Here is a 26,087-nt window from a genome sequence, read left to right on the forward strand (position 1 = left end):
TTTGTTTTTGCGCATTTTCAGACGTAAACCGAGCGCACTTCTGCTGAAAATGCTTTAACCGAAACATACGTGTGGAAAAGAAGACGTTTCATGCAGGACCATGCAGAAAGACTTTATTACGCCCTGAAGAAGAGTTGGTCGGGCGAGACGAGCGGCTTCTGGTCGCGGGAAAACCCCGCCAAGGGCCAAGGCAGCGTCACCGCGCTGGTGGTGCAGGATATTCTTGGCGGCGAACTCGCCAAAACCGCCGTCAGCGGCACCGAGCATTTTTACAATATCGTTGAAGGCACGCGCTGGGATTTCACCTTTAGCCAGTTCGATGTTCCGGTCGGCTATCAGGACAGGCTTGCCAGCCGCACCGAAGCCATGGCGACAATAACGCCATTGCAATATGCCTATCTCAGCGCCTGCATCCGCAAGGCGCTCGGGCACGGCTGAGCCGTTTGCAAAGCAACGCCAGCCCATTGCCGTTTCGATCCGCGCATCGCGGCACGGTGGTCAGCCAGTGTGTTGCGTTTCAGGACCATGATTTCAATCTTTCCCGCAAAGCGGACACAATCCATGCGATAATATCGCCAGCAAAATGGTTGCACCGACAGGAGAGACATTCGATGAGTGAGAGTTGCCCGGTTCTGACACCGGCTGAGCGGCAAGTTCAGAACATATTGGAGCGGACGGAAGCAGCGATGATGGCAACCGTTCATGCAGCGCTCGAACACGCCAGCAAAGAGGTCACTGAGGCGTTCCGGGCCGTTGGTTCAGACATGCAGCCACCGCCCCACGATTATTTTGCCGCTGTCGCCCATCAGCAACTCTTCCTGATGTTATGCGGGGCCGACCCGAAAACCTTCGAGGGCGGCGACCCCGACATCGCCGGCCACCTTATCCGGAACGCGCAAAACATATCCGACCACTACTGGAAGAAAACGCCTGCCGCGGCAGATGTCCCTGGCAAGTGATACGCTCTGCGTAAGACAGGGCTTCGCGGCACGCGGCGGCACGCGCGATCTGCGTTTCAGAAGGATGCCCGGCCGGACACCTTTTGCCATTCCACGTCACAGCACCTTCATCATCACCGGTTAAGCAGGCGCAAATTCGGAGGCTGGAATGGATTCGACCGCACAGATCAAGCGCCCGAAAATCGCAGAGACCGTCATCCATGCGACGGCGAGCATAAGAGATTCCAATATCGGCGAATGCTGCGAAATTCTGGCTGACACCGCCCTGCACAATGCCGACCTCGGCAATTACTCCTACCTTGGACCCCGTTGCATGGTCGGCGATGCAACGATCGGAAAATTCTGTGCCATCGCCGCAGAGGTCAGGATAGGCGCTCCGAACCATCCCATGGACCGGCCATCCATGCACCGTTTCAGCTATTGCCCTGAATATTATTCTGCGGATGCCGTGCGCGATGGCGCCTTTTTCGAGCGGCGCAAGGCGGATCGCGCCATCATCGGTCACGATGTCTGGATCGGTCACGGCGTTATCGTCTTGCCAGGTGTCACGGTTGGAGACGGCGCAGTGCTCGCCGCCGGCGCGGTCGTCACCAAAGATGTGCCGCCCTACACCATCGTCGGCGGCGTTCCCGCGAAGATCATTCGCGAACGATTTTCGCGATCCATCGCGGAAAAGCTGTCTTCAATCGCATGGTGGGACTGGCCATTCGAAACAATCATGGCGCGGCTTTCCGACTTTCAGTCGAGCGACATAGAAGCATTTTGCGAGCGCTGGTCATAGCATACACAAGGACCGTTCCTGTCACAAAACGGAAACATCGCCGTTCGTTACTCGAACACGAAGGCCAGCCGCTTGCCCGTCAGCTTCGCCAATTGCTGCAGGCGGCCATCCAGTCGCTCGCCGGCGAAATCGCAATAATCGTGCGGCACGACGAATTCCAGATCGAGATCGGGGTTGCCGGATTTGCGAAATTTCAGGTGGTCGACGACGCCCGGCATCGAGGCCGAGAAGAGGTAAACGACGCGGAGCAGGCCGCCCAGCAGCTTGCCGAGTTCCTGCAACCGGTCTCCCGCCATGGCGGCGAGCGGCTGTGTGGTGCCGTTGTCGTTCAGACCTTCGAAGCGATAATAATTGGCGAGCGCAATATAGGCGCGGCCGGGATGGGTGATCGCCACGAAGGAGGAATGGGCGATGATGTTGAGCGCCTGCAACCCGCGATAATCCGGATGGGCGCGCCAGCTGATATCGGCCAGCAGGCAGGCCGCCTGCCGGTAGCGGCTTTCTTCTTCCGTCTCGTCAACACCGAAGACAGGAAAGGTGCGACCGCTCCAATCCGCCAGTTCGCGCGCATGTTCGGGAGAACGGGCACGCAAAATGGCAAGCTCATCCGCCGCGACAAGCAGCGGATCAGAATTCCGCTCTTCTTCCGTCAGCAGCGAATAAAGATACCCTTCACGCACGCCCTGCGCGGAGAAGGCGATCTTGGCCGGCTTCATCGCTCTCAGAACTTCCCGCATGGCGATGGCACCAAAGGGAAGAAGCGAGCGGCGGTTCTTGGAAACCGCCTGCCAGGCCGGATCCTTGCTATCCCGGGAGACGATGACTTCTTCCAGAAAATTCAGCATTTCCGCCAGCGGCAATTCATATCCCTGCATCATGTGCAGCGGATAGCCCGATATCTCCATGTGCAGCTTGGCGATGTTTCGCCATGTGCCGCCCACCGCGTAAAAGGTGCGCCCCTCACCCGCCGCCAGAAGTTTGGCGAAGGATTTGACGTGTTTTCTGGCAATCGTCGCCGCTTTTTCCAACGAACCGTCCGACTGCTCCGACAGCCGCAGACCGCCGAGCGGCAGGGTGATGCCCTCGCCGCAGTTCTTACCCTTGATGTCGATGAGTTCGAGCGAACCGCCGCCGAGGTCGCCGGCGATACCGTCTGGATCATGGAAACCGCTGATCACGCCATAGGCGGAATAAAGCGCTTCCTTTTCACCCGACAGGACCTCAATCTCGCAGCCGAGGATGGCTTCAGCCTCACGGATAAAATCTGGACCATTTTCCGCCTCACGCGCGGCCGCCGTCGCCAGCACATAAAGCTGTTGCGCCTGAGCCTGCTCGGAAAGCGCATGGAAGCGCCTCAGCGCCATCAAAGCGCGGGTGACGCCCTCCTCGTGCATGCGCCCCGTCAGCGCCAGTCCTTTGCCAAGGCCGCACAGGACCTTTTCGTTGAACAGCACGGCGGGCGCGCGGGAAAGACCTTCATATACGACGAGACGAACGGAGTTCGAACCAATATCTATGACGGAAACGGGGGCGAGGCCGGTCAGCCGCCCCTGTGCTTCTGATCGAGTCATTCAGCCTGTTTCTTGCGGGACGAAATCAACCCGGCAATCAATTTGGGCGCACTGGATTTCAAGGCTTCACCACGTCCGGAAAGGCTGGGATTGGTCATGAAATAGTGCTGCGCGTTGAACGGTTCTTCGCCTTTACGCACCTCGATGCGCCTCGACGTTCCGTCCGCAAGTATCTCGTAGCTCTGCTGGTTGTCAATGAGATTGCCCAGCATAATCTGTGAAAGAACCTGCTCATGCACGGTGGGATTGGTGAGCGGGACCAGCGTTTCCACACGCCGATCAAGGTTGCGCGGCATCATGTCGGCCGAGCCGATATAGACCAGCGCCTTATCGGACGGCAGGCCAAAACCATTGCCGAAGCAGAAAATGCGGCTGTGCTCGAGGAAGCGGCCGACGATGGATTTGACGCGGATATTGTCCGACAGGCCCGACACCTGCGGGCGCAGGCAGCAGATGCCGCGCACGACGAGGTCGATCTCCACGCCAGCCGCGCTGGCGCGGTAAAGCGCATCGATGATTTCAGGATCGACCAGCGAATTCATCTTCATCCAGATCGCCGCCGGCGCGCCGCGCTTGGCATGCTCGATCTCTTCGTTGATGTGCTTCACGATGCGGGCGCGCAGCGTATAGGGCGAAACGGCCAGCTTCATGCCCTCTTCCGGTTCGCCGTAACCCGTGATGAAGTTGAAGATGTTCGCCATGTCATGGGCGATCTTCGGGTTGCATGTGAAGAAGGACAGGTCGGTGTAGATCTTGGCGGTGATCGGGTGATAATTGCCGGTGCCGAGATGGCAATACGTTCTCAGCTTGCCATCCTCGCGGCGCACAACCATCGACATCTTGGCATGGGTCTTGAGTTCGATGAAGCCGAACACCACCTGCACGCCAGCGCGCTCCAGGTCGCGCGCCCAGCGAATATTTGCTTCTTCGTCGAAACGCGCCTTCAGCTCGACCAGCGCAGTGACAGATTTGCCGGCTTCGGCTGCGTCGATCAGCGCGCGAACGATCGGGCTGTCGTTGGAGGTGCGGTAGAGCGTCTGCTTGATGGCAAGCACTTCGGGGTCGCGCGCCGCTTGCAGCAGAAACTGGACGACGACGTCGAAGCTCTCATAGGGATGGTGAACCACCATGTCCTTTTCGCGGATGGCGGCAAGGCAATCGCCGGCATGTTCGCGCACGCGCTCCGGGAAACGCGCGTTGTAAGGTTCGAATTTCAGGTCGTCGCGCGGCGCGCGCACGATTTCCGAAATGGTGTTGAGCGCGAGAAGACCCGGCAGAACGGCGACGCGGTTATCCGGCACGCCAAGCTCATGCACCACGAACTGGCGCAGCGACTGCGGCATTTCGCTATCGGTCTCGATGCGGATGACGGAACCGCGGCGGCGGCGCTTCAGCGCGCTTTCGAAAAAGCGGACCAGATCTTCCGCCTCTTCCTCCACCTCGATATCGCTGTCACGGATGATACGGAACGTGCCAAAGCCCCGGACGCTGTAGCCGGGATAAAGCCGGTGGATGAACAGGCCGACCACATCTTCAAGCGTGATGTAGCGGATGGCGTTCTTGTCGTCCGGCAGGCGCACGAAACGGTCGAGCGCGGGCGGCAGACGCAGGAGCGCCGTCATCGGCTCGCGGCCGTTGACGCTGTCAAGCTGCAGGCCCATGGAAAAGCCGAGATTGGGAATGAAGGGGAACGGGTGCGCCGGGTCGATGGAGAGCGGCGTCAGCACCGGGAACATGCGTTCCTCGAACTCCGTTTCCAGCCAGATGCGGTCGGCGTCCGAAAGTGCGGCGGGGCGCACGATGAAAATTTCTTCTTTGGCGAGATATTGCTGCAAAACAGCGAGCGATGCCTGCTGCTCCATCTGCAGATTATCGATTTCCTTCAGAATATCTTCGAGCTGCTCGGCCGGCGTCTTGCCGTCAGGCGTCCTGACGGTGATCTTCTGGCGTACCTGGCCTTCGAGGCCGGCGACGCGGACCATGAAAAATTCATCGAGATTGGCGGCCGAAATGGACAGGAAGCGCAACCGCTCCAGCAGCGGGTGATCCGTGTTCAGCGTTTCCTCGAGAACGCGGCGGTTGAACTGCAACCAGGAGAATTCGCGGTTGATGAAACGCGCCGGGCTGTCCCAGAGGTTCTCGCCCTCAGCCACAGGCTGAACCTTGTTGAAGTCTTCCTGCGCGATAGCGTCCATGCCCTGTTCCGTCCCCTGACCGATTTCCGTCCCGTGATCTTGCTGCATCGCGCGATCGTCCTTCTTGCCCGTATAACAGTTTGACGACGGAACTGTGACAGTCAATCGACGTCCAGTCCGCTGCCCGCCGTTGCGTTGTCCATCGCATTGAGGACTTCCGCCACCAGCGGACGGGTAATTCTCGTTCCACGCGCGAGCGCCAGACGATCGATCCGATCCACGATCGTCTGCGCCGTGTCGAGCGAACGCTCCATCCTATTGACGATGTAACCTATGAGTTTGTCATCCATGTAAAGCTGCCGGTCGGCAAAGAGTTTTACCAGTACCTGCGCCAGCAGCCCTTCGTCCGGCTCGCCGGTTTCCACCACCGTTACCGCTTTGAGGCGCGAGCGCAGATCCGGCAGCGTCACCGGCCATGCGGCGGGCCATTGCCGGCTGGTCATCAAAAGCGTCGTGCCGTGCTGGCGAACGCTGTTGATGACATGGAAAAGTTCGGTCTCGTTAAAACCGCGCCGGTCGGCGTCCTCGAAAAGAACCGGTCCCGTTTCGGCAACACGCGCGGCATCGGAGCCAGCTTCAGGGTGAATGTCGCGCGCGTCGCTGATATTTTTCCAGATATTGGCGAGATGGGATTTGCCCGAACCCGGCGGCCCGGCCAGCACCACGACGGGCGAGCGCCAGTTCGGCCATTCATCAATAAGGCTGACGGCAGCCGCGAGCGAGGCGGAGACGAGGAGATCATCCCTGCCGGAGGCGGACTGGTGCGAGAATGCGAGCGGCAGCTGCTCGGCCTTCGACCGGGCGTTGTCGGTTTTGATTTGGTCAGTCATCGTCAGCTCTGAGAGTCAACCTTGCCGGAGGACGTTTCCCCTTCTTCCAGGGCGGGGTTTGTGTCCCAGGGAAGGTTGGCGGCATGCCCGTGGTAAAGATCGCTTTCAAGATACCGCGACAAGGCGAAGCGGACAAGCACACCAACCGCCGCCGCCGCCGGCACAGCCACGAGAAGCCCGACGAAACCGAAAAGCGCGCCGAAGGCGAAAAGGGCGAACATGAGCCAGACCGGATGCAGGCCAACGCTTTTGCCGACGAGCTTCGGTTGCAGGATATTGCCTTCGATAAACTGCCCGGAAAAGAACACGACGAGCGTCAGAAACACATAGATGTAATCCGGCCAGAACTGCACGATGGCGACGCCGACGGCAAGGATGAGGCCGACCATGGAGCCGATATAGGGAATGAAGCTGATGAGGCCGGAGAAAAGGCCGATCAGCAGGCCGAAATTCAAGCCCACCAGCGACAGGCCGACGGCATAATAAACGCCGAGAATGATGCAGAGCGACCCCTGCCCGCGCACGAAACCGGCAATGGTCTTATCCATGTCGCGGGCGATCTGGCGGACGGTATGGACATAATCGCGCGGTATCCAGCTATCGACCTTATCGATCATCCGGTCCCAGTCGAGCAACAGATAGAAGGCGACCACGGGCGTGACGACCAGCAGCGACACGACATCGACGAGCGATTTGCCGGAATTCCATATTTGCGTCAAAAGCGTGCCGATGAAACCCGCGCCTTCGGTCAAAAGCTTTGAAAAATTCTCCTTCACGGCGTCGATCTGGCTGCTGACCCAATCCGGCAGGAGATTGGTGTCGGCGCCGGCGATCAGTTGCTGCAGCGAGGAGATATATTGCGGGATGCGCGTGATGAATTCCGAGGCCTGGGCGGCGATCAGGGGAATGATGATGATGAGCGACAGCGCGAAGATCAGCACGAAGGAGACGAGAATGACGACGGTCGCCATCAGCCGGCTCAAGCCGCGCCGCTCCAGCCAGTCGGCAACCGGGTCGAGGAAATAGGCGAGCGCCATGCCCGCCACGAAAGGCAGGAGAATGGAGCTGAAGACCATCAGGAAAAGGATAAATACGGCAAGCACGCCGATCCAGAAAAACACCTGCCGGCGCAGGCTCGTCCCGCTTACATGTGGTTGCATCCGTTCATCCTTTATCGCCGCACCGTCACCGCCCATGATGGAGATAGGATGCGCATATGCACATGGTCAAGACGGCGCTTTCACGCGCCGACAGAAGGAGACTGCCCGTACAGCAGCAAAATCCCTCATTTCCGGCCATCCCTCGCAACGGCAGGTTGACCGGCGGTAAATATTAGACAACTATCAAATATTGCCGGGAGAGCCAGCGTCGCTCTTTCGTATCCGGCGACCGGGGGCACGATGCAGAACAGCAGCGAAAATGGCATCGCGGAATATAATGCCGGTCTCTTCGATAATCCCGAAGTTGCCGAATGGTATGACAACCAGCAGCTTTACCCGGCCGAACGCATCATTCTCGATCAGTTCCGCCATGCCTATGCGGGCAAGCGGCTGCTTGACCTCGGCGTCGGCACCGGACGAACGACGAAGCCGCTTCTGCCGCTGGTGGAAGATTATATCGGCATTGACCGTTCGCAGCCGATGCTTGCGCTGGCGCGGCGCAATTTTCCCGCCGCCACGTTTCTCGACATGGATGTGCGGGCGATCGGCCAGTTCGGCGCGGAGCGTTTCGATTGCGTGCTCGGCGCGCTCGCAATTTTAAGCGCCTTCGATCATGAGGACCGGCTTGCCATCATCCATGCCGTGCGAAGCATTCTCGCACCCGGCGGATATTTCATCTTTTCGTTTCACAATCGCGAATGGAAGCGGGCCGGCGGCATGCCGCTGCACCGACGTTCCTGGCACCCGCGCGAGGTGGTGAATTCGCTGCATCCGCAAAGCTGGATCAACTATCTGCGCCTGCAACCTTCGACACGGCGAACACCGGAATACGCCATTCTCGCGGATCAGGCGCACCGCTGGAGCGGCTTGTTTTATTTCATCGACCTTGCCGCCCAGACCCGCCAGTTGCAGGATGCGGGCTTCGAGGTGGTCGCCCGTTATGGCGAGAACGGACGACAGATCGAGAAAAATTCCGATACGTCCAATGACGGCCTGCTCAATCTCGTCTGTCGCGTCGCGCCGCAGCCATCGTGAGCACCCAATCCGGCTAGCACCGCCAAAGCCGTTAAAAACCGGAGCTTTTGCCACTCAAACCCTTGCATCAGGCCCCGTCCCGTGCGAATGGCGACGCCAAAGGAACCAGCGGAGACGAGAGCCATGAGCCAGTCGGGCAAGAACGGTCTTACCTATAGCGATGCGGGTGTGGATATCGACGCCGGCAACCTGATGGTCGAGAAGATCAAACCGGCGGTGCGCTCCACGCGGCGTCCCGGCGCGGATGGCGAAATCGGCGGCTTCGGCGGCCTGTTCGATCTGAAAGCCGCGGGCTTCACCGATCCGGTTCTGGTGGCCGCCAATGACGGAGTCGGCACCAAGCTGAAGATCGCCATCGATGCTGACTACCACGACACCGTGGGTATCGACCTCGTTGCCATGTGCGTCAACGATCTCGTTGTTCAGGGCGCGGAGCCGCTGTTCTTCCTCGATTATTTCGCCACCGGCAAACTTGACCCTGACCAGGGTGCGGCCATTGTTTCCGGCATTGCCGCCGGTTGCCGCGAATCCGGCTGTGCGCTGATCGGCGGCGAAACCGCTGAAATGCCCGGCATGTATTCCGATGGCGACTACGACCTTGCTGGCTTTGCCGTGGGTGCGGCCGAACGCGGCCAGCTTCTGCCGGCCGGCGATATTGCCGAAGGCGACGTCATCCTTGGCCTGTCGTCCTCCGGGGTGCACTCCAACGGCTTTTCGCTGGTGCGCAAGATCGTGTCGATTTCCGGTCTCGACTGGAGCGCTCCCGCTCCCTTTGCCGACGGCAAGAAGCTCGGCGAAGCGCTGCTGACACCGACCCGCATCTATGTGAAGCCGCTTTTGAAGGCGATCCGCGAAACCGGCGCACTGAAGGCGCTGGCGCACATTACCGGCGGCGGTTTTCCGGAGAATATTCCGCGCGTTCTGCCAAAGCATCTCGCCGCCGAAATCGATCTCGGCGCGATCAAGCTTCCCGCTGTCTTCTCCTGGCTTGCGAAAACCGGCGGTGTTGAAGCCAATGAAATGCTGCGTACCTTCAATTGCGGCGTCGGCATGATCGTCGTCGTTTCGGCTGAAAATGCCGAAAAGGTCACGGAGGTTCTGACCGCCGAAGGCGAAACCGTTTTCCCGCTCGGCCGCATGGTCGCCCGCGAAGAAGGCGCGCATGGCACCATCTACAGGGGCGCTCTCGGCCTATGATGAGCGCCGCCTTCCCGTCCGGCCGCAAACGCGTCGTCGTTTTCATTTCCGGCAGCGGCTCCAATATGGTGTCGCTGGCCAAGGCCTGTCAGGCGGCGGATTTTCCGGCGGAAATAGTCTGCGTGATCTCGGACAAGGCGTCTGCGGGCGGGCTGCAAAAGGCACGCGATCTCGGTATTCCGACGCTGGTCTTCGAGCGCAAGACTTATCCCAGCAAGGCCGAGCACGAAGGCGCCATTCTGGCGGCACTTGGCGAGATTGCGCCTGATATCATCTGCCTTGCCGGTTACATGCGGCTGATATCTGGGGATTTCATTGCCCCCTATGAAGGCCGCATCATCAATATCCACCCTTCCCTGCTGCCGCTTTTCCCCGGCCTGCACACCCATCAGCGTGCCATCGACAGTGGTATGAAAATTTCCGGCTGCACCGTGCATTTCGTCACCGAAGGCATGGATGAAGGCCCGACCATCGCGCAAGGCGCGGTGCCGGTGCTTTCCGACGATACGGCCGATACGCTTGCGGCACGCATTCTAACCGTCGAGCACCAGCTCTACCCACTGGCGTTGAAGCGGCTTGCCGAAGGCAAGGTTCGAATGGAAGACAGCAAGACTATATTCGCTGACGACGAGATTAAATCCGAACCTCAAAGCCTGATATCCGTCTTGTAACTTATTTATTACTAAATTACAAAATTATTAATATTGTAATTTATGCCGAATAAACCGATTATTTACCATAATCATCTTTAATGGCATCAACGGCCTTTCATTTCAGGCTCTCCGGTCATTCAGGAGCGATTATGCCATTTTCGAGATTTTCACTGCCGCTCTCGGCCGCCTTGGCCATCAGCACGACCGTGCCAGCAATGGCGGAACCGGGCGGCATTACCGCCTCGCTGGATGCAGGCGTTCTTAACATCAAGGCCACCGAGACTCTCTACAGCGGAAGCCATAAAAACAGTCAACTCGACTGGAAAACGACGAATGCTATGGCCCTGCGCGGATCGCTCGGCCTGGAGCTCTCGCCCGACTGGCGGATCAAGACGGAAGGGCGAATCGGCTTTGCCGGTGACGGCTACATGACCGATTATGACTGGCTGTATCCTTATTATAAAGATACGTCCAAGGAAGGATGGAGCCACCGCTCGCAGCATGGTGACACCCGACTTGATCATTACCTGGCCGGAAGCATCGAACTGAACAGAACTCTCCTGGAGGACCCGCTGCAACATCTCAGCGCGGGTATAGGCTTTCGTTACACAGACGTACAATGGTCGTCATATGGCGGGAGTTACATCTATAGCTCGCGCGGCTTTCGAAATTACGTCGGGGATTTTGGCAACGGTGAAAAGGCGATTACCTACCGGCAGCAAATCCCCGTATTTTACGGCAACCTGAACGGCGGACGCAAATTCGGCAACTGGTCGCTGAACGCCGGAGTGGAAGGGGGCGCAATGGTCTATGCCAAGGCAACCGATGATCATTGGATGCGCTCCATCCGCTTCACCGATAAATTCGATATTGGCGGCATGTTCGGGGCAAAAGCTGGCATCGCTTATAACCTGACCGAGAATGCCTCAATCTATCTGGATGGCGCTTACGAATATACGAGCTTCGGCAGGGGTGACAAAACCGCGACATCCTTCGGAAGCGGCAGCGGTACGGTTTATGGCAATGCCGGCGGCGGCGACATGCAGTCGCTTTTCGTGGGAATGGGCGTCAAGGGACGGTTCTAGCATGCGGTAACTTTGAGACGGAAGCGCAGCATAGGGCGCTCGCTGATGGTCAGCGGACATCACCGCATATTGATGAGACGCACACCGTATCGTCGCTCCCATGAAAAGCCGCGTTCGGGCGATGATTGACCTCTTGTTTTCATCGGCGTTACTTTATAGTTGTTAAGCAATCTGTTTCAGAAATTATTATTCAATTTATTCTCACTAAAAAAATTTGGATATTTATGATGAAATCAATTTTTATTGTTTCCGCTTTTTACGTGACAGCATTCTCCATCTCCTCCGCGATGCTGGCTCCGGTATTTGCAACCGAGAAATTTGCGACCAAGGCTGAATTCATCACAGCCACCGCCGGAAAGACGCTCACAACGAAGACCAAGAAAGGTGATACTTTTACGGCTACTTATGACGCCAATGGCAAGGGCAAGTTTTCCATCGAAGGCAAAACCTCGGGCGACCTCAGTTGGACGTTCAAGAACGATACCTTGTGTTCCGAATTCAAGTCGATGAAATTCAAGGAATGCAACAAAGTCATCGTGGGCAGTGGAACGGAACTGAAATTTCTGGACGCGAAGACCGGTAGCCTCAACAACACTTACAGCGTTAAATAGGCTAACTTGTCCGCATCTTTAAGGGTCGGCGCTGATCAGCTCTTGTTTAGGAGGCCGCGATTTAACATCGCCCACTGCAGCAGAATGATCGTCTTGGAGTCGGTGATTTCACCCGATGCGATCATTCCGAAGGCTTCATCCAGCCCATAGGTCAGAACCTCCAGATCCTCGCCTTCGTCCTCCAGCCCGCCGCCGTTGCCGGCCTGCACGTCGAGGTCGATGCGCGCGACGAAGAGGCTGACCTTCTCCGTCAGCGTGCCGGGGCTGGCATACATATCAAACAGATAATCGACCTTTTCGACAGCGTAGCCGGATTCCTCCATCGCCTCGCGGCGAATGGCATCGGAGGCATCGTCGTCATCGAGAAGCCCTGCCGGCACCTCGATCATGAAGCTCGGATCGCCGTTCACGAAAGCGGCAGGGCGGAACTGGCGCACCATCACCACGCTGTCGCGCTTCGGGTCATAAAGGAGAATGGCAGCCGCGCTGCCGTGGTCGTGGACTTCCCGGACGATGCGGATGGTTTTGCCATCCGGCATGCGCTGGTCGAAAACGAGCTTCTGCATGTGCACAAAGCCCTTCCAGACGGTTTCCTTTTCCACCAGCCGGATTCTGCCGGCATCCGCGTCTGCCGGAATGTTTTTCGCCTGCGTCTGTGTCACCGGATATGTCCTTGCCTGTCGTGGGAGTTCAGCCTGCCCGTGTTGCGGCGCAATATCAAGCCTCGCGGCTCTCATCGTCGCGGTGGAGCCAAACCTTGTTGTCGTGGAATGCCGCGCCGCCATAAGGTGCAACGGCATCGGCGCCGGTCAGAACATTGATGCCCTCGCCGTCCAGATGCGCCTTGTTCGGCCACAGCCCTTCGGCAATCAGCACACCCGGCCTTGCGCCCTCCACGATCTTCGCATGGAGGCGGACCTCGCCGCGTGTATTGCCGATGCGGACGATATCGCCATCCGCAATATCGTTGCGGGCCGCATCCTCGGGACAGACCATCAATTCCGGACGACCTTCCTTCTGCACGGAAGTTTTGGTTTCCGCGAAAGTGGAATTCAGGAAGTTGCGCGCCGGTGACGTCGCCAGCCGGAAGGGATAGTCCGCATCCGCAACCTCGATGACATCGACCTGATCCGGAAATTTCGGAAACTCGGACACCGGTCCCATGACACCGATGTTTTTCGGGGGCTTGTTGGGAGAAGGCCCCGTTGCCCAGTCGGGACTGAAACGGAATTTGCCGTCGCCATAACCAAAGCCCTCCAGATAATGCGCGACCTCGAAAGGCGGCTGCGCATCGATCCACTTCTCTTCGGCCAAAGTTTCAAAATCGCCCCAGCCGCTGATTTTCAGCATACGGTCCACATGGTCGCGAGCCGAAAGGCCGAAGCCCGGCATATGGTCGACACCGAGGCGTTTTGCCAGTTCTTCGATGACGAAGAGATTGGTGCGCACCGTTTCCGGCGGCTCCACCAGCTTCGGGCCGAGTAGGATATGGTTCTGGCCGCCAGCGCGGTAGATGTCGTCATGCTCGAGAAACATGGTGGCGGGAAGCACGATATCGGCCAAATCGGCCGTCTCCGTCATGAACTGCTCGTGCACCGCGACGAAGAGATCGTCACGCAGAAAGCCCTGCTTCACCAGCCGCTGCTCGGGCGCGACATTGACGGGATTGGTGTTCTGGATGAGCAGCGCCGTCACCGGGCCGCCATGGCGCAGAGCTTCTGCGTCCCCTGTCAGCACGCGGCCGATTTGCGACTGGTCGAGCTGGCGCACATTGGGGTCGGCATAGGCCGTTCCCATCAGCTCCGCCTTGTTGAGACGGAAGATGTCACCATTATTGTGGAACGCACCGCCGCCCTCATATTGCCAGGAGCCGAGAACCGTGGCGATGGAAAGCACCGCATGCATGGCGACCGCACCGTTGCGCTGGCGGGCAAAACCGTACCCCAGCCGGAAGAAGGTCTTTTTCGTCGTACCGACGAGCCGCGCGAAAGCCTCGATCTCTTCAACAGAAAGACCGGTGATGTCGGACGCCCATTGCGGCGTCTTCGACTTCAGATGTGCTTCGAGCCCCGCCGGGTCGTCGGCGAAACGCGCCATGTAATCACGGTCGGCATAACCGTCGCGGAAGGCGATGTGCATGACGGCGCAGGCAAGAGCTGCATCCGTGCCAGGGCGAACGACGAGGCGCATATCCGCCTGTTTCATGGTCGGATTGTCATAGATATCGACAACGACGATCTTCGCGCCGCGTTCTTTTCGGGCTTTCACCGCATGGGTCATGACATTGACCTGGGTGGCCACCGCATTGGTGCCCCAGATGACGACGACATCGGCCTTGGCGATTTCTCGCGGATCGGGGCCGCGCAAGGCGCCGGTGCCCATCACGTAACCGGTCCAGGCCATGTTGGTGCAGATCGAACCGAAAAAGCCGGAATATTTCTTGGCGTGACGCAGGCGCTCGATGGAATCGCGCTGCACCTGCCCCATCGTGCCGGCGTAAAAATAGGGCCAGATGGCCTCGGCACCGTGCCGGGCTTCGGCTTTGACGAAAGCGTCGGCCACCTCGTCCAGCGCTGCTTCCCAGGAAATTTCCTGCCAGTCGCCCGTCCCCTTTGCGCCCTTACGGCGCTTCGGCGTCAGCAACCGGTCGGGATGGTAGATGCGCTCGGAATAACGCGCCACCTTGGCGCAGATGACGCCGGCGGTATATGTATTGGCATTGGCGCCGCGCACACGGCCGATGCGGCCATCGGCATTGATATCGACCTCCAGCGCACAGGCGCTCGGACAGTCATGCGGGCAGACCGTGTGTCCGATACGGACTTCGGCCTTCGGGGCGGCTTTTTCAGCGGAAATCGGGGTCGCAACGTTCATGTCTTTTGTATATTGCATCAACGATGCGGCAAAAAGGCCGAAGTGACGTCCATCAAGAATATTCATCCAGACCATTCATCCCGGTAAACGGCAAGCGAGACATATCCATGAACTACCGCCACATCTATCACGCCGGCAATTTCGCGGATGTCCTCAAACATGCCGTTCTCGCCCGCCTCGTGCGTTACCTCCAGAACAAGGACAAGGCGTTTCGGGTGCTGGACACCCATGCCGGCATCGGGCTTTACGACCTCACCTCGGAAGAGGCACAAAAAACCGGCGAATGGCAGACCGGCATCGGCAAGCTGATGGAAGCCGACCTGCCCGCACCCATCGCCGAATTGCTGGAACCCTATCTTGCCGCCGTGAAGGAATTGAACCCGGAAGGCGGCGTGAAATTTTATCCCGGTTCGCCGAAACTCGCACGTATTCTGTTTCGCCCGCAGGACCGGCTTTCGGCCATGGAACTGCACCCGGATGACAGCCGGGCGCTCGCGCGTCTTTTCGAGGGGGACTATCAGGTGCGTGTCACCGAGCTGGACGGCTGGCTGTCGCTCGGCGCGCATCTGCCGCCGAAGGAAAAGCGGGGCCTGATCCTCGTCGATCCGCCCTTCGAGCTTGAGAACGAATACCAGCGGCTGGCAGATGGTCTGAACAAAGCATATCGGCGGTTTTCAACCGGCACCTATTGCCTGTGGTATCCGCTCAAAAAAGGCGCGCCGATCAAGGATTTCCACGAGCGGCTGCAATCCTTCGATATTCCCAAGATGCTGTGCGCGGAACTTTCCGTCAAAAGCGACCGCCTGGATGGCCTCAGCGGCTCCGGCCTCATCATCGTCAACCCGCCCTATACGCTGAAGGAAGAGCTGCACACGCTGCTGCCCTACCTGAAGACGACGCTGGCGCAGGACAGGTTCGCTTCGCAGCGCGCCTTCTGGCTGCGCGGCGAAGAAAAAGCGGAAGATAATTGAGGGGGCTACCTCAGCCCTTCCCGCTTCTGCGCCTGCGCAAGCTGTGACCGTTCAAAGAACAGGATCACAAACAGGGCCATGATGAAGGGAATAATGAGGTAGAACAGGCGGAAGACCAGAAGCGCCGCGATGACGTCCGCGGGGTTCATGTCCGGCAGGCCGGTGACGAAGACCAGTTCCAGCACCCCCAGTCCGCCCGGGGCGTGCGAGATGAGCGCCGCCGAGAAGGAAACCAGAAATATGCCGAGAATAACCATATAACCGGGATTTCCGGCTTCCGGCAGCGCGAAATAGATGATGCCGGCCGCGCCGATCAGTTCGATCGGGCCAATGACGAGCTGCTGCGCAACAAGCTTCGGTGCGGGGTAAGGCAGCACGAAGGAGCCGATTTTAAGGGGCTTCAGCCTGAGCAGGCTGCCGAGAACATAAAGGCTGACGAATAGCAGCAGCACGACGCCTGTCGTGGTGGAGGCTTCGACCGGCAAAATGCCGGTGAACCGTTCGGTGATGTCAGGCTCGTAAAGCAGCACCAGCCCGATCAGCATGATCGTGCCGATGAGAAAGGTGAACGAGCAGAGGCCGACGAGCACGCCCACTTCCGCCACACTCAGCCCCTTGGACGTATAGGCCCGATATCGCACCACGGCACCCGAGAATACCGAGGCCCCGACATTGTGGGAAAGCGCATAGGTGGTGAAAGAGGTAAGCGTGATGAAGAACCAGTTCACCTTGCGGCCAAGATGCTGCAACGCGATACGGTCGTAACCAGCGAGCGCGGCATAGGCCAGCAGGGTTGCAAGGCCCGAACACAGCCAGTCCCGCACGCGAATGGCTTTCAGGCTGTCCCAGAGATCATCGAGCGACAGCCCGCGCAGTTCGTGAAAAAGCAACCATGCGGAAAAACCGATCGTCGCAAAGCCAACGACGGGCCAGATATATTTCTTGAATTTCATGCGGTCATGCCCGCCAATTTCCCCCAGCTTCACCCCGCCCCGTTCCGTCTTTTGCGGAAGATTCGTTTGACTTTATTCGTTATGCGGCAAAGCTTTCAACCTTTTCATCAAAGATTGGCGGTTTGCCCCGTTCACAAGTTGATGTAAGACCGGATCGTCGCCCGCCGGCGATGTGAGGTCGTCCACTTTCCGGAGAACGTACACGGAATGAAGCGTTATGCCGGTTTCATCGCCCTGGGCCTTCTATCGCTCGCCGCGTTATGGTTCGCGCGGGGAAATCCGGTGCCGACCAGCCCCGCCAGCAACCGGCAGACACAATCCCAATCGCAAACCGCCGGCAATTCCCGGCCGGACGCTCAAGGGCGCGAAGTTTTCCAACAGGCGACAGGTAAAAACCCTGCGCCCCGCGGAGACGGGTTCGATTTTTACGTGCTGTCGCTCTCTTGGTCACCGGCATTCTGCGCCAGCTCCGAAGGCTCGGGCAACCGCCAGCAATGCGGCAGCGACCGGCGTTACGGTTTCGTGGTGCATGGGCTGTGGCCACAGAACGAAAACGGCTACCCTGAATTCTGTCGAAGCGGCGAACCCGACCGTGTTCCGGACGCGATCGGCCGCCCCCTGTTCGACATCATGCCGTCCATGGGCCTGATCGGCCACCAGTGGCGCAAGCACGGTTCCTGCTCCGGCCTGTCGCAGCGAGACTATTTTTCGGCGACACGAGCCGCCTTCGAAGCCATCCGGCTGCCGGAAAAGATCGCCTCGGGCGCCGAGGCCACCACTCTCTCCGCCGACGCCATAGAAACCGCCTTCACCGACGCCAATCCCGGCCTGTCGAAACGCGGCATCTCCATCAGTTGCGACGGCAGGCGCCTTGAGGAAGTGCGCATCTGCCTTAACAGAGACATGACATTCCGCGACTGCCCCGAGCTTGACCGCAAGGGCTGCCGCGCCAACACCACGGAAATCATCCCCATTCGCTAGCGCGCATCGGATATTCCCTGTTGCGTTCTTCTACATATTTTCCAGAAATAAAACCGCTATGCAGTCTTATAGACTAATCCAGTCCACAGACGACAACCCACAGGACCCGACCATGGAACTGCTCTACTCGCCCGCCTCCCCCTACTCCGCCAAGGTACGTATGGCCGCGCGCCACCTTGGCATCGACATTACCTCCGTGCGTGTCGATACCAGTGCCGAGCCGGCAACGCTGATGGACAACAATCCGCTCGGCAAGATTCCGGTCCTGCTTCTGGATGAAGGCGGCTCGGTCTATGACAGTGTGGCGATCATGCATTATCTCGACCGTCTTTCGGGCGGCAAGCTCTACCCGAAAAAGAACGGCAAGCGTACGGATGTGGAAATTCTCGAAGCGCTGTGCGACGGCATCATGGATTGCCTGCTGGCCATCGTTTACGAGCGTCGTTTTCGCCCGGAAGATAAGATCCACCAGCCATGGATCGACAAGCAGTGGAGCAAGGTGGCTCGCGGACTTGATTATCTCAATGCAAACCTGCCGAAAACCGGCAAGAAGCTGCATGGCGGGCATTTCGCCCTTGCCGCGATGATCGGTTATCTCGACCTGCGTTTCGCCGGGGAATGGGCCGAAGGACGCGATGCTCTGGCGGCTTGGCCTGAAACCTTCGGCAAGCGTTTCGAGGCCTATGCGGAAATGAAGGCCGCCGCTTGAGGCTTTGACTCGAACAACGCCCGGCCTGATCGCCGGGCGTTATTCTGGCCCTATGCCAAAAAACAAAAAAGCCGAGGCGTAAACCCCGGCTTTTCTTTGACCGATCCGAAAAGGATCAGAATTTGACGCCGATACCGGCCTTGACGGAGTGATCGTCGAAACCACGCGAGAAGGCGCCGGAGTCGAGACCGTAGTCCTTTTTCTGGTAGTCGCTATAGCGATATTCCAGACGGGCGGTGATGTTATCGGTCACCATGGCTTCCACACCGGCACCAACAGTGTAACCGAGAGCGGTGGCGCTGTCCTTGGAGGTCGCGTCACGCACCTTGTTATCGGAAACTGCCAGACCGGCCGTGCCGTAGAGCAGGAACGGGTTCATGTCGTAACCGACGCGGGCACGCAGCGAGCCGTTGACGCCCTGCTTGCCTTCGATGGCGTTACCGGCAACCGTACCGGCAGAGCCCTTCTCGTCACCGAGATTGATGTCGGCTTCACCACCGTAAACGATCTGGCCGTTCTGCATGTTGTAACCGCCGTACAGACCGCCGCCGAAGCCCTTGGCGTCACGGCCGTCATTGCTGGAGCTGAAACGGCCCCAGTCATAGTTGACCGTACCACCGAGGTAGGCGCCGGACCAATCCTTGACCGGTGCGGGCTGGTCGTAGGACACCGGTGCCTGTGGCACTTCATTTACGGCGTCAGCGGCGTGAGCAGCCGAAAAGCCGGCGACTGCCATGGTCGAAGCCATAAGGGTTGCTACGAAAATACGCATGCTATTCTCCTTTCAGGACCGCTCTGTACTCAAAACATTGTTCTCAGACGCGGTGTAAACTCGTCGGGTTAATCGCCCCTCTGGAAACTGAATTTGATAGGAGAATGCGGAGATCAAAGAGCCAAAATGTGAATTGTTTGGGGCGGCGGCGTGACTAGAATTAGACGTTGCCCAATTGCCACAAGGAGTTTATTAACCCTAACAGAAACCTAACCAGCAATAGATCGCCTTTAAACTTAGTTATATTCAAATTAAACCGAAATTGCATTGCGAATAAAAAATCGCCCAATTCTTTTGGGGATGCGTGACAGCTTGCGATTTGCATCTATATCCAGCACATAGGGAATATATGAGCAAATGCAGGTCCGTCGTGAAAGAACATATACCGAAGACAGTCTTGATAACGGGGGCCGCCCGGCGGCTGGGGCGGGCAATCGCCACCGATCTCGCAGCCCACGGCTTTGCGATTGCCGTCCACGCCAATGAATCGATGGCACAGGCGGAGGAATTCGCTAACGAAATAAGGCAGAAAGGTGGCAAGGCCGTGGCCGTTCAGGCGGACCTGACACAATCTGCGTCAACAATGATGCTTGTCGAAAAGGCCGCCTCAGCCCTAGGGCCGATTGGTGTCGTCGTCAACAATGCCTCGGTTTTTCTGAAGGATTCGGCGGAAACGCCCGATCCTGATGTCTTCGATGCGCATTTTGCGGTTCATGTGCGGGCCCCTTCCCTCATCGCCGCCGCCTTCGTCGAGCAATTGCCTGCGGATACCTCCGGGCTGATCGTCAATATAATCGACCAGCGCGTGCTTGCGCTGACCCCGCGTTTTTATTCCTATACGCTTTCGAAATCGGCCCTTTGGACCGCAACACAAACCATGGCACAAAGCTTCGCGCCACGGGTGCGGGTCAATGCCATCGGGCCGGGTCCCACCTTCAAAAGCGAAAGACAGGCGCCCGAGGACTTTCAGGCGCAGATCGACGGCCTTATATTAAAGCGTGGTCCTGCGCCGGACGAGTTCGGGCGGACGATTCGCTTTCTTTACGACACGCCGTCGGTCACCGGACAAATGATCGCGCTCGATGGCGGCCAGCACCTCGGCTGGGAAACCCCTGACGTGGCGGAGATAAATGAATGAACGGAAAGAAGCTGCCTGACGGCGGTATTCTCTTCGATGAAACCGACGACGAAGACGACGATGCAAACCTTGCCGTGACCGATGCGGCCGAGGCATCGAGCGACGTTGCCGGCATGGACTGGAATGCGGGCTGGAAGAATGAATCCGGCCTGAAGGGCATGGATCTGATCGGCGAATTCGTCAAACACCTGCCGAATGCGCCGGGCGTCTATCGCATGTTCAACGAGGCGAACGATGTTCTTTATGTCGGCAAGGCGCGCTCGCTGAAGAAGCGTGTAGGCAATTACGCGCAGGGCCGCGTGCATTCCAACCGCATTGCCCAGATGGTGCGGCTGACCGCGCATATGGAATTCGTCACCACCCGCACGGAAACAGAGGCGCTTCTTCTGGAAGCGAATCTGATCAAGCGCTTGCGGCCGCGCTTTAATGTGCTTTTGCGCGACGACAAGTCGTTTCCTTACATTCTCATCACCGCCGACAATCGTGCCCCGGCGATCTTCAAGCATCGCGGTGCGCGGGCGCGCAAGGGCGATTATTTCGGACCGTTCGCATCGGCCGGCGCTGTCGGCCGTACGATCAATTCGCTGCAGCGCGCCTTCCTGATTCGAACCTGTACGGACAGCGTGTTCGAAACCCGCACGCGTCCCTGTCTTCTTTACCAAATCAAGCGCTGTTCCGGCCCCTGCACGCATGAGATCAGCGATCAGGGGTATGAAGAACTTGTCAAGGAAGCCAAGGATTTCCTGTCCGGCAAGAGCCAGAGCGTCAAGACCGCGATTGCGCGGCAGATGAACGAGGCGGCCGAGGATCTCGATTTCGAGCGCGCCGCCGTCTATCGCGACCGGCTGGCCGCACTTTCCCATGTCCAGAGCCATCAGGGCATCAATCCCGCCGGCATCGAGGAGGCGGATGTCTTCGCCATCCATCACGAAGGCGGCATCTCCTGCATTCAGGTGTTCTTTTTCCGCACCGGCCAGAACTGGGGCAACCGCGCCTATTTCCCCAAGGCCGACCCTTCCCTGCCCGGCTCGGAAATCCTCAACGCCTTTCTGGCGCAGTTCTACGACGACAAGCCTGTGCCGAAGCAGATCCTGCTGTCGGAGGCTGTCGAAGAACAGGAACTCCTGGCGGCTGCCCTCGGTGAAAAAGCCGGGCACAAGGTGACGATCAACGTGCCCCAGCGCGGCGAGAAGAAGGACATTACCGACCATGTTCTGGCCAATGCCCGTGAGGCGCATGGCCGCAAGCTGGCGGAAACATCGTCTCAGGCGCGGTTGCTGAAAGGCATGGCCGAGACGTTCAACCTTCCCTATGTGCCGCGCCGCATCGAGATTTACGATAACTCCCACATCATGGGCACCAATGCCGTGGGCGGCATGGTGGTGGCGGGGCCGGAAGGTTTCGTGAAGAACCAGTACCGCAAATTCAACATCAAATCGACCGACATCACCCCCGGTGACGACTTCGGCATGATGCGCGAAGTGATGACCCGTCGCTTCTCGCGCCTGCTGAAAGAAGAAGGCAAGCCGGATCGCGAACGCGTCCCGACACCGGAAGAAGCCGCCGACCTGCCCTTCCCCGCCTGGCCGGATGTGATCCTGATCGACGGTGGCCAGGGCCAGATGACCGCGGTGCGGGCCATCCTCGACGAACTCGGCATTCGCGACTGCGTGACCGCCATCGGCGTCGCAAAGGGCGTTGACCGCGAGGCGGGCCGTGAACGCTTCTTTGCGGATGGGCGCGCCGATTTCTCTCTGCCGCCGCGCGACCCCGTGCTTTATTTCATCCAGCGCATGCGCGACGAGGCGCACCGCTTCGCCATCGGCTCGCACCGGGCACGACGCAAGAAGGAAATGGTGCGCAATCCGCTGGATGAAATTTCGGGAATCGGTCCGGGACGGAAGCGCTCCCTGCTGCAGCATTTCGGCACGGCAAAGGCGGTTTCCCGCGCCGGCCTCAACGATCTGATGGCTGTTACCGGCATTTCGGAGACGGTGGCGCGACAAATTTACAATCACTTCCACGAGAGCGGCAGCGATTGACGCAGAACGGTGGGACCGAACTGCTAAAAAAACATAATCACGTGTTGACGCTATGCCTTGGCGGCGGCATCAAGACAGTTGATCTCAGACTGACAGGTTTCCCATGGCTTCGCGCGCATACAGCATTCCCAACCTTCTCACCTATGGCCGCATCTTCGCGGTTCCTGTCATTGTCCTGTGTTTTTACGTCGAAGGGAAACTGGAAAGCTCGGATTTCGCGCGCTGGACGGCTCTGTGGCTGTTCATCATCGCTTCGCTGACCGATTTCCTCGATGGTTATCTGGCGCGTATCTGGAACCAGACCTCCAACATCGGCCGCATGCTGGACCCAATTGCCGACAAGCTTCTGGTCGCCTCCGTGCTGCTCCTTATGGCGGCGGATGGCACCATTGCCGGCTGGTCGCTTTGGGCGGCCATCACCATTCTCTGCCGCGAAATTCTGGTCTCTGGCCTGCGCGAATATCTGGCGGCGTTGAAGGTCAGCGTTCCCGTCACCCGCATCGCCAAATGGAAGACGACCATCCAGATGGTCGCCATCGCCTTTCTTCTTGCCGGTCCGGCCGGCGACAAGGTTCTGCCCTACACGACCGAAATGGGTATTACCCTGCTGTGGCTCGCGGCGGCGTTGACCATGTATACCGGCTATGATTACTTCAAGGCCGGCCTGAAACACATCGTGGACGAAGACTGATGACGCGGATCGTTTATTTCGCCTGGGTTCGCGAGAAGATCGGCACGGATGAAGAGGAGCTGGACATCCCCCCCTCCATCACCACCGCCGGCGAGCTGATCGCGTGGCTTTCGACGCGCGGTGAAAATTACGAAGCGGCCTTCGAATTCCCCAATGTAATCCGCGTCGCCGTCAATCAGGAACATGTCGAGCACGATGAGAGCATCGTCGGCGCGCGCGAGATCGGCATCTTCCCGCCGATGACAGGGGGATGAGCGGGTGCAGCCGACAGTCCGCGTTCAGGCAAAGGATTTCGACGCTGCGGAAGAAACCCGCCGGCTGACGGAAGGGGACAGGAGCATCGGCGCGGTCGTGGCCTTCACCGGGCTCTGCCGGGATGATGGCGGCACGCTTGCGGCGCTGGAACTGGAACACTATCCCGGCATGGCAGAGGCGGAAATAACCCGCATCGCCAAGATTGCCATGGAGCGCTTCGGCCTTCTCGGCCTCACCGCCATCCACCGCCACGGTAAGATCACCACCGGCGAAAATATCGTCCTCGTCATCGCAGCTTCATCGCATCGACAGGCGGCCTTCGATGGCGCGAATTTCGTGATGGACTATTTGAAGACATCCGCCCCGTTCTGGAAAAAGGAACATGGCAAGGATGGCTCGGCGGGCGACTGGGTGGCGGCAAAGACAACCGATGACACGGCGAAGGACAAGTGGCGATAGAGCATTTCCAGGAAAAGTGGAGCCCGGTTTTCCGTCCGGAAATGCGACGAAACAAAGAGTTAGAGCGCTTTCGCGATTCGAAGAAACGCGAAAGCGCTCTAGGGGCCAGACTCAGGGTGCTTCCACCCTGCTGCGCATGACAATCAGCCAGCCGACCAGCATCGCCAAAACCACCGCATCGCGCCAGGCGGCCGGTCCGTAACCGACCCAGAACGTTTCCGCAAAGCCGACGGCGGCGGCCCCAAGGCCGCAGATGAGCGGACTGGCATAACCGCCCGCCGCTGAAATCAGCACCACCTTCAGCCCAAAAACCAGACCGGCCCCGAAATCCATGGTGCCGTAATAAAATGTGGCCAGCACACCGGCGATGGCGGCGACCAGACCCGCCGCGCAATAGGACAGCAGAAATATCCTGCCCGCATTCACCCCGCATAAAGCGGCGGCAAAAGCATCGTCCGAGACCGCCTTCCAACGCCTGCCGAAAGCGGAACGGTCAAGATAAAACGACCCTGCGAGAATGAGCAGGCAGAAGGCCGCCGTGTTCAGTATCTGCATCGGTGTCAGGGTCACGGCAAAGCTGCCATCGGCCCAGAAGCGCACCGGCTGAGATAACAGCGGCGGCAGCCATAATTGCCTTGTATCGGCGGCGAGCCTTGCGCTTTCGGTCAGCGCGATCAGCACGCCGACGGAGGCGACGGTCACGGCATTGGGAGAGGCTTGCGCCAGCGGCCGCATCACCGCCCTGCCGACAAAACCCGCCACCCACAGCCCGCCGAACAGGCCTGCCCCCGCCCCGAGCGCCAATGTTGCCGGCAGAATCAGCCACAGCCGGTTCCAGCCGAAATCCGCAAATAACAGGCAGGTCTGGCCGGCAAAGGCGAATATGGCGCCATAGGTTAAATCGGCGCGTTTGGTCACCGAAAAGGCGACGGCATAACCGAAGGCCAGAACCGCATAAAGCGAGGCGACCGGCACGGCATTCAGCAATTGTTGCAGGAAATAGGCCAAGCGCTTCCTCCCTCAATTATTATAACTATTAAAACTCATTTTGACAGTTATAATACGTGGCATGACCTTTCGCTGGACAGAACATCGTTTCGCAGGCGGCGCATTGGCGCTAGATGTCGCCAACAGCGTGATCCTGCGCTCGGATGCGGCAAAAACAGTCGACCGTTTTGCCGTGCCGGCGCAGATCGCGGCCTTTGCCGAAGCGGCCACAAAGCTCGGCGCGGAACGTGACAGGTTTCCCACACTCATCGCGCCCGAGGCGGAAAAGCAGGCGGTTTTTCTCGATCTTCGCGAGGCTGTCGACGATTATTTCCGCGCCGCCATTGCCGGCGACGACGATGGTGACGACAGGCTGGCCGGGCTTCTCTTCGCCTGCGGCACGGCGCTGCGGACGTTTCCGCTTGCCGAAAACCTCGGCAACGCCACCGCCCATTCCGCCCTCTCGCTGCTTGCCGGCGAGACACGGGAACGGCTGCGCATCTGTGGCAATTGCGGCTGGCTTTTCATCGACCGCAGCAAGAACAGAAGCCGTATCTGGTGCGATATGGCGGTGTGCGGCAACCGACGGAAGGCCAGCCGGCACTATCATCGGAAAAAGGAGGCGCAAACATGAAAGGAATCGCCCTTCCATTGCTGACGATTGCAGGGATGCTCGCCCTTTCCGGCTGCCAGCGGGACGAACCGCGTGAGGTGGCGAAGATCTCCGGCCGGATGTTTGTGTTTAACTACCGCGTCGCCATCGCCACCTATCTGGTGACGCTTCAGCGCATCGCCCCCGTTCGTGACGGCAGCACCATTGAGGCGACGTTCGAAAACCCGCGCGGTGGTCCAGACCTCGCCAGCCGCGAGAAGATTTTTCCGAAAGACGAAAAGATCACGGTTCAGAGCCCACCCGTGGAATGTGTGAAGCAGGACCGGCCCTATAAGGTCACCATCCGCATCAAGGGGCCGGAAGGCAATATTCTGCAGACCATCGAGACCACGATCCGCTCCGACACTGACCAGTCGCTTCTTCCCGCCAAGCCGCTGGTGGTCGGCCCGCTCTATACGCCCAATCCGGAGGTATTCAAACCGGATGGCACGACGGATATGCGGCCAGTTCAGGGATGCCCGGCATCGTAGGCCAGACGGAATGAATGACGTGAAGACTTTTCCTC

The 26,087-nt window shown here is 58.9% G+C and carries 27 protein-coding genes; 18 read left to right on the forward strand and 9 right to left on the reverse strand.

What is annotated here, in order from left to right:
* Positions 1–90 precede the first annotated feature (90 nt).
* The 3 genes from BS627_RS07485 (at position 91) to BS627_RS07495 (ending at position 1,740) form a co-directional block, all read left to right on the forward strand.
* Complete coding sequence (locus BS627_RS07485) at positions 91–438, forward strand: YunG family protein (protein ID WP_077982532.1); 348 nt, start codon at positions 91–93, stop codon at positions 436–438.
* A 173-nt stretch (positions 439–611) separates the two neighbouring features.
* Entirely contained in the window at positions 612–959 is a 348-nt protein-coding gene (locus BS627_RS07490; protein WP_077982533.1) for a hypothetical protein, read from the forward strand.
* Positions 960–1,107: 148 nt separating this feature from the next.
* The gene (locus BS627_RS07495) at positions 1,108–1,740 is read left to right on the forward strand and encodes a DapH/DapD/GlmU-related protein (protein ID WP_077982534.1); all 633 of its coding nucleotides are present in this window, start codon (positions 1,108–1,110) and stop codon (positions 1,738–1,740) included.
* 47 nt (positions 1,741–1,787) lie between these two features.
* Here the strand turns inward: BS627_RS07495 and ppx are convergent, their stop codons facing one another.
* The 4 genes from ppx to BS627_RS07515 form a co-directional block, all read right to left on the reverse strand.
* Positions 1,788–3,311: an exopolyphosphatase gene (gene ppx, locus BS627_RS07500; protein WP_077982535.1), complete on the reverse strand. Its 1,524-nt coding sequence runs from the start codon at positions 3,309–3,311 to the stop codon at positions 1,788–1,790.
* Positions 3,308–5,506 carry an RNA degradosome polyphosphate kinase gene (locus BS627_RS07505; RefSeq protein WP_077982968.1) on the reverse strand — a complete coding sequence of 733 codons (2,199 nt, stop codon included), beginning with the start codon at positions 5,504–5,506 and terminating at the stop codon, positions 3,308–3,310. Before BS627_RS07505 ends, ppx begins: the two co-directional genes overlap by 4 nt.
* A 101-nt stretch (positions 5,507–5,607) precedes the next feature.
* Complete coding sequence (gene hdaA, locus BS627_RS07510; protein ID WP_077982536.1) at positions 5,608–6,336, reverse strand: DnaA regulatory inactivator HdaA; 729 nt, start codon at positions 6,334–6,336, stop codon at positions 5,608–5,610.
* Between the two features lie 2 nt (positions 6,337–6,338).
* Positions 6,339–7,496, reverse strand: a complete 1,158-nt coding sequence (locus BS627_RS07515) for an AI-2E family transporter (protein ID WP_077982969.1) — start codon at positions 7,494–7,496, stop codon at positions 6,339–6,341.
* Between the two features lie 240 nt (positions 7,497–7,736).
* Between BS627_RS07515 and BS627_RS07520 the strand changes: the two genes are divergently transcribed.
* The 5 genes from BS627_RS07520 (at position 7,737) to BS627_RS07540 (ending at position 12,077) form a co-directional block, all read left to right on the forward strand.
* Positions 7,737–8,531, forward strand: a complete 795-nt coding sequence (locus BS627_RS07520; protein ID WP_077982537.1) for a class I SAM-dependent DNA methyltransferase — start codon at positions 7,737–7,739, stop codon at positions 8,529–8,531.
* Between the two features lie 123 nt (positions 8,532–8,654).
* Positions 8,655–9,728, forward strand: coding sequence for a phosphoribosylformylglycinamidine cyclo-ligase (purM, locus tag BS627_RS07525; protein ID WP_077982538.1), 1,074 nt, complete (start codon positions 8,655–8,657; stop codon positions 9,726–9,728).
* Complete coding sequence (purN, locus tag BS627_RS07530; RefSeq protein WP_077982539.1) at positions 9,725–10,399, forward strand: phosphoribosylglycinamide formyltransferase; 675 nt, start codon at positions 9,725–9,727, stop codon at positions 10,397–10,399. Before purM ends, purN begins: the two co-directional genes overlap by 4 nt.
* 131 nt (positions 10,400–10,530) lie before the next feature.
* Positions 10,531–11,466: an omptin family outer membrane protease gene (locus BS627_RS07535; protein ID WP_077982540.1), complete on the forward strand. Its 936-nt coding sequence runs from the start codon at positions 10,531–10,533 to the stop codon at positions 11,464–11,466.
* A gap of 227 nt (positions 11,467–11,693) precedes the next feature.
* Positions 11,694–12,077 (forward strand): hypothetical protein, encoded by a 384-nt coding sequence (locus BS627_RS07540; protein ID WP_131829412.1) that lies wholly within the window; start codon positions 11,694–11,696, stop codon positions 12,075–12,077.
* A gap of 35 nt (positions 12,078–12,112) precedes the next feature.
* On the opposite strand, the gene BS627_RS07545 is transcribed toward BS627_RS07540, so the two are convergent.
* Together BS627_RS07545 and BS627_RS07550 are read right to left on the reverse strand one after the other, a co-directional pair.
* Positions 12,113–12,739: an NUDIX domain-containing protein gene (locus BS627_RS07545; RefSeq protein WP_077982542.1), complete on the reverse strand. Its 627-nt coding sequence runs from the start codon at positions 12,737–12,739 to the stop codon at positions 12,113–12,115.
* Positions 12,740–12,794: 55 nt separating this feature from the next.
* On the reverse strand, positions 12,795–15,017 hold the full coding sequence (locus BS627_RS07550; RefSeq protein ID WP_165691163.1) for a molybdopterin-containing oxidoreductase family protein: 2,223 nt from the start codon (positions 15,015–15,017) through the stop codon (positions 12,795–12,797).
* A 41-nt stretch (positions 15,018–15,058) separates the two neighbouring features.
* Between BS627_RS07550 and BS627_RS07555 the strand changes: the two genes are divergently transcribed.
* Positions 15,059–15,922 carry a 23S rRNA (adenine(2030)-N(6))-methyltransferase RlmJ gene (locus BS627_RS07555; protein ID WP_077982543.1) on the forward strand — a complete coding sequence of 288 codons (864 nt, stop codon included), beginning with the start codon at positions 15,059–15,061 and terminating at the stop codon, positions 15,920–15,922.
* Positions 15,923–15,927: 5 nt separating this feature from the next.
* Here BS627_RS07555 and BS627_RS07560 read toward each other — a convergent pair whose 3' ends face one another.
* Positions 15,928–16,875, reverse strand: coding sequence for a lysylphosphatidylglycerol synthase domain-containing protein (locus tag BS627_RS07560; protein ID WP_077982544.1), 948 nt, complete (start codon positions 16,873–16,875; stop codon positions 15,928–15,930).
* A gap of 207 nt (positions 16,876–17,082) precedes the next feature.
* On the opposite strand from BS627_RS07560, the gene BS627_RS07565 reads away from it, so the two are divergent.
* Together BS627_RS07565 and BS627_RS07570 are read left to right on the forward strand one after the other, a co-directional pair.
* Entirely contained in the window at positions 17,083–17,856 is a 774-nt protein-coding gene (locus tag BS627_RS07565; protein WP_077982545.1) for a ribonuclease T2 family protein, read from the forward strand.
* 112 nt (positions 17,857–17,968) lie between these two features.
* The gene (locus BS627_RS07570; RefSeq protein ID WP_077982546.1) at positions 17,969–18,565 is read left to right on the forward strand and encodes a glutathione S-transferase; all 597 of its coding nucleotides are present in this window, start codon (positions 17,969–17,971) and stop codon (positions 18,563–18,565) included.
* 115 nt (positions 18,566–18,680) lie between these two features.
* Here BS627_RS07570 and BS627_RS07575 read toward each other — a convergent pair whose 3' ends face one another.
* The gene (locus tag BS627_RS07575) at positions 18,681–19,337 is read right to left on the reverse strand and encodes an outer membrane protein (RefSeq protein WP_077982547.1); all 657 of its coding nucleotides are present in this window, start codon (positions 19,335–19,337) and stop codon (positions 18,681–18,683) included.
* Positions 19,338–19,686: 349 nt separating this feature from the next.
* On the opposite strand from BS627_RS07575, the gene BS627_RS07580 reads away from it, so the two are divergent.
* The 5 genes from BS627_RS07580 to BS627_RS07600 all read left to right on the forward strand — a co-directional run bounded on the left by BS627_RS07580 (position 19,687) and on the right by BS627_RS07600 (position 23,922).
* The gene (locus BS627_RS07580) at positions 19,687–20,475 is read left to right on the forward strand and encodes an SDR family oxidoreductase (protein ID WP_077982548.1); all 789 of its coding nucleotides are present in this window, start codon (positions 19,687–19,689) and stop codon (positions 20,473–20,475) included.
* Positions 20,472–22,517 carry an excinuclease ABC subunit UvrC gene (gene uvrC / locus BS627_RS07585; RefSeq protein WP_165691164.1) on the forward strand — a complete coding sequence of 682 codons (2,046 nt, stop codon included), beginning with the start codon at positions 20,472–20,474 and terminating at the stop codon, positions 22,515–22,517. Before BS627_RS07580 ends, uvrC begins: the two co-directional genes overlap by 4 nt.
* 103 nt (positions 22,518–22,620) lie before the next feature.
* Complete coding sequence (gene pgsA / locus BS627_RS07590; RefSeq protein ID WP_077982549.1) at positions 22,621–23,208, forward strand: CDP-diacylglycerol--glycerol-3-phosphate 3-phosphatidyltransferase; 588 nt, start codon at positions 22,621–22,623, stop codon at positions 23,206–23,208.
* Positions 23,208–23,462 (forward strand): molybdopterin converting factor subunit 1, encoded by a 255-nt coding sequence (gene moaD / locus BS627_RS07595; protein ID WP_077982550.1) that lies wholly within the window; start codon positions 23,208–23,210, stop codon positions 23,460–23,462. The genes pgsA and moaD overlap by 1 nt, the downstream gene beginning before the upstream one ends.
* Positions 23,463–23,466: 4 nt before the next feature.
* A complete protein-coding gene (locus tag BS627_RS07600) occupies positions 23,467–23,922 on the forward strand; it encodes a molybdenum cofactor biosynthesis protein MoaE (protein WP_077982551.1) in 456 nt (151 codons plus the stop codon).
* A gap of 111 nt (positions 23,923–24,033) precedes the next feature.
* Here the strand turns inward: BS627_RS07600 and BS627_RS07605 are convergent, their stop codons facing one another.
* Complete coding sequence (locus BS627_RS07605) at positions 24,034–24,930, reverse strand: branched-chain amino acid ABC transporter permease (protein WP_077982552.1); 897 nt, start codon at positions 24,928–24,930, stop codon at positions 24,034–24,036.
* Positions 24,931–24,991: 61 nt separating this feature from the next.
* Between BS627_RS07605 and BS627_RS07610 the strand changes: the two genes are divergently transcribed.
* Both BS627_RS07610 and BS627_RS07615 read left to right on the forward strand, forming a co-directional pair.
* Positions 24,992–25,543, forward strand: coding sequence for a CGNR zinc finger domain-containing protein (locus tag BS627_RS07610; RefSeq protein ID WP_077982553.1), 552 nt, complete (start codon positions 24,992–24,994; stop codon positions 25,541–25,543).
* Complete coding sequence (locus BS627_RS07615; protein WP_077982554.1) at positions 25,540–26,052, forward strand: hypothetical protein; 513 nt, start codon at positions 25,540–25,542, stop codon at positions 26,050–26,052. Before BS627_RS07610 ends, BS627_RS07615 begins: the two co-directional genes overlap by 4 nt.
* Positions 26,053–26,087: the final 35 nt, after the last annotated feature.

The sequence above is a fragment of the Agrobacterium salinitolerans genome (genome assembly GCF_002008225.1).
Lineage (GTDB): Bacteria > Pseudomonadota > Alphaproteobacteria > Rhizobiales > Rhizobiaceae > Agrobacterium > Agrobacterium salinitolerans.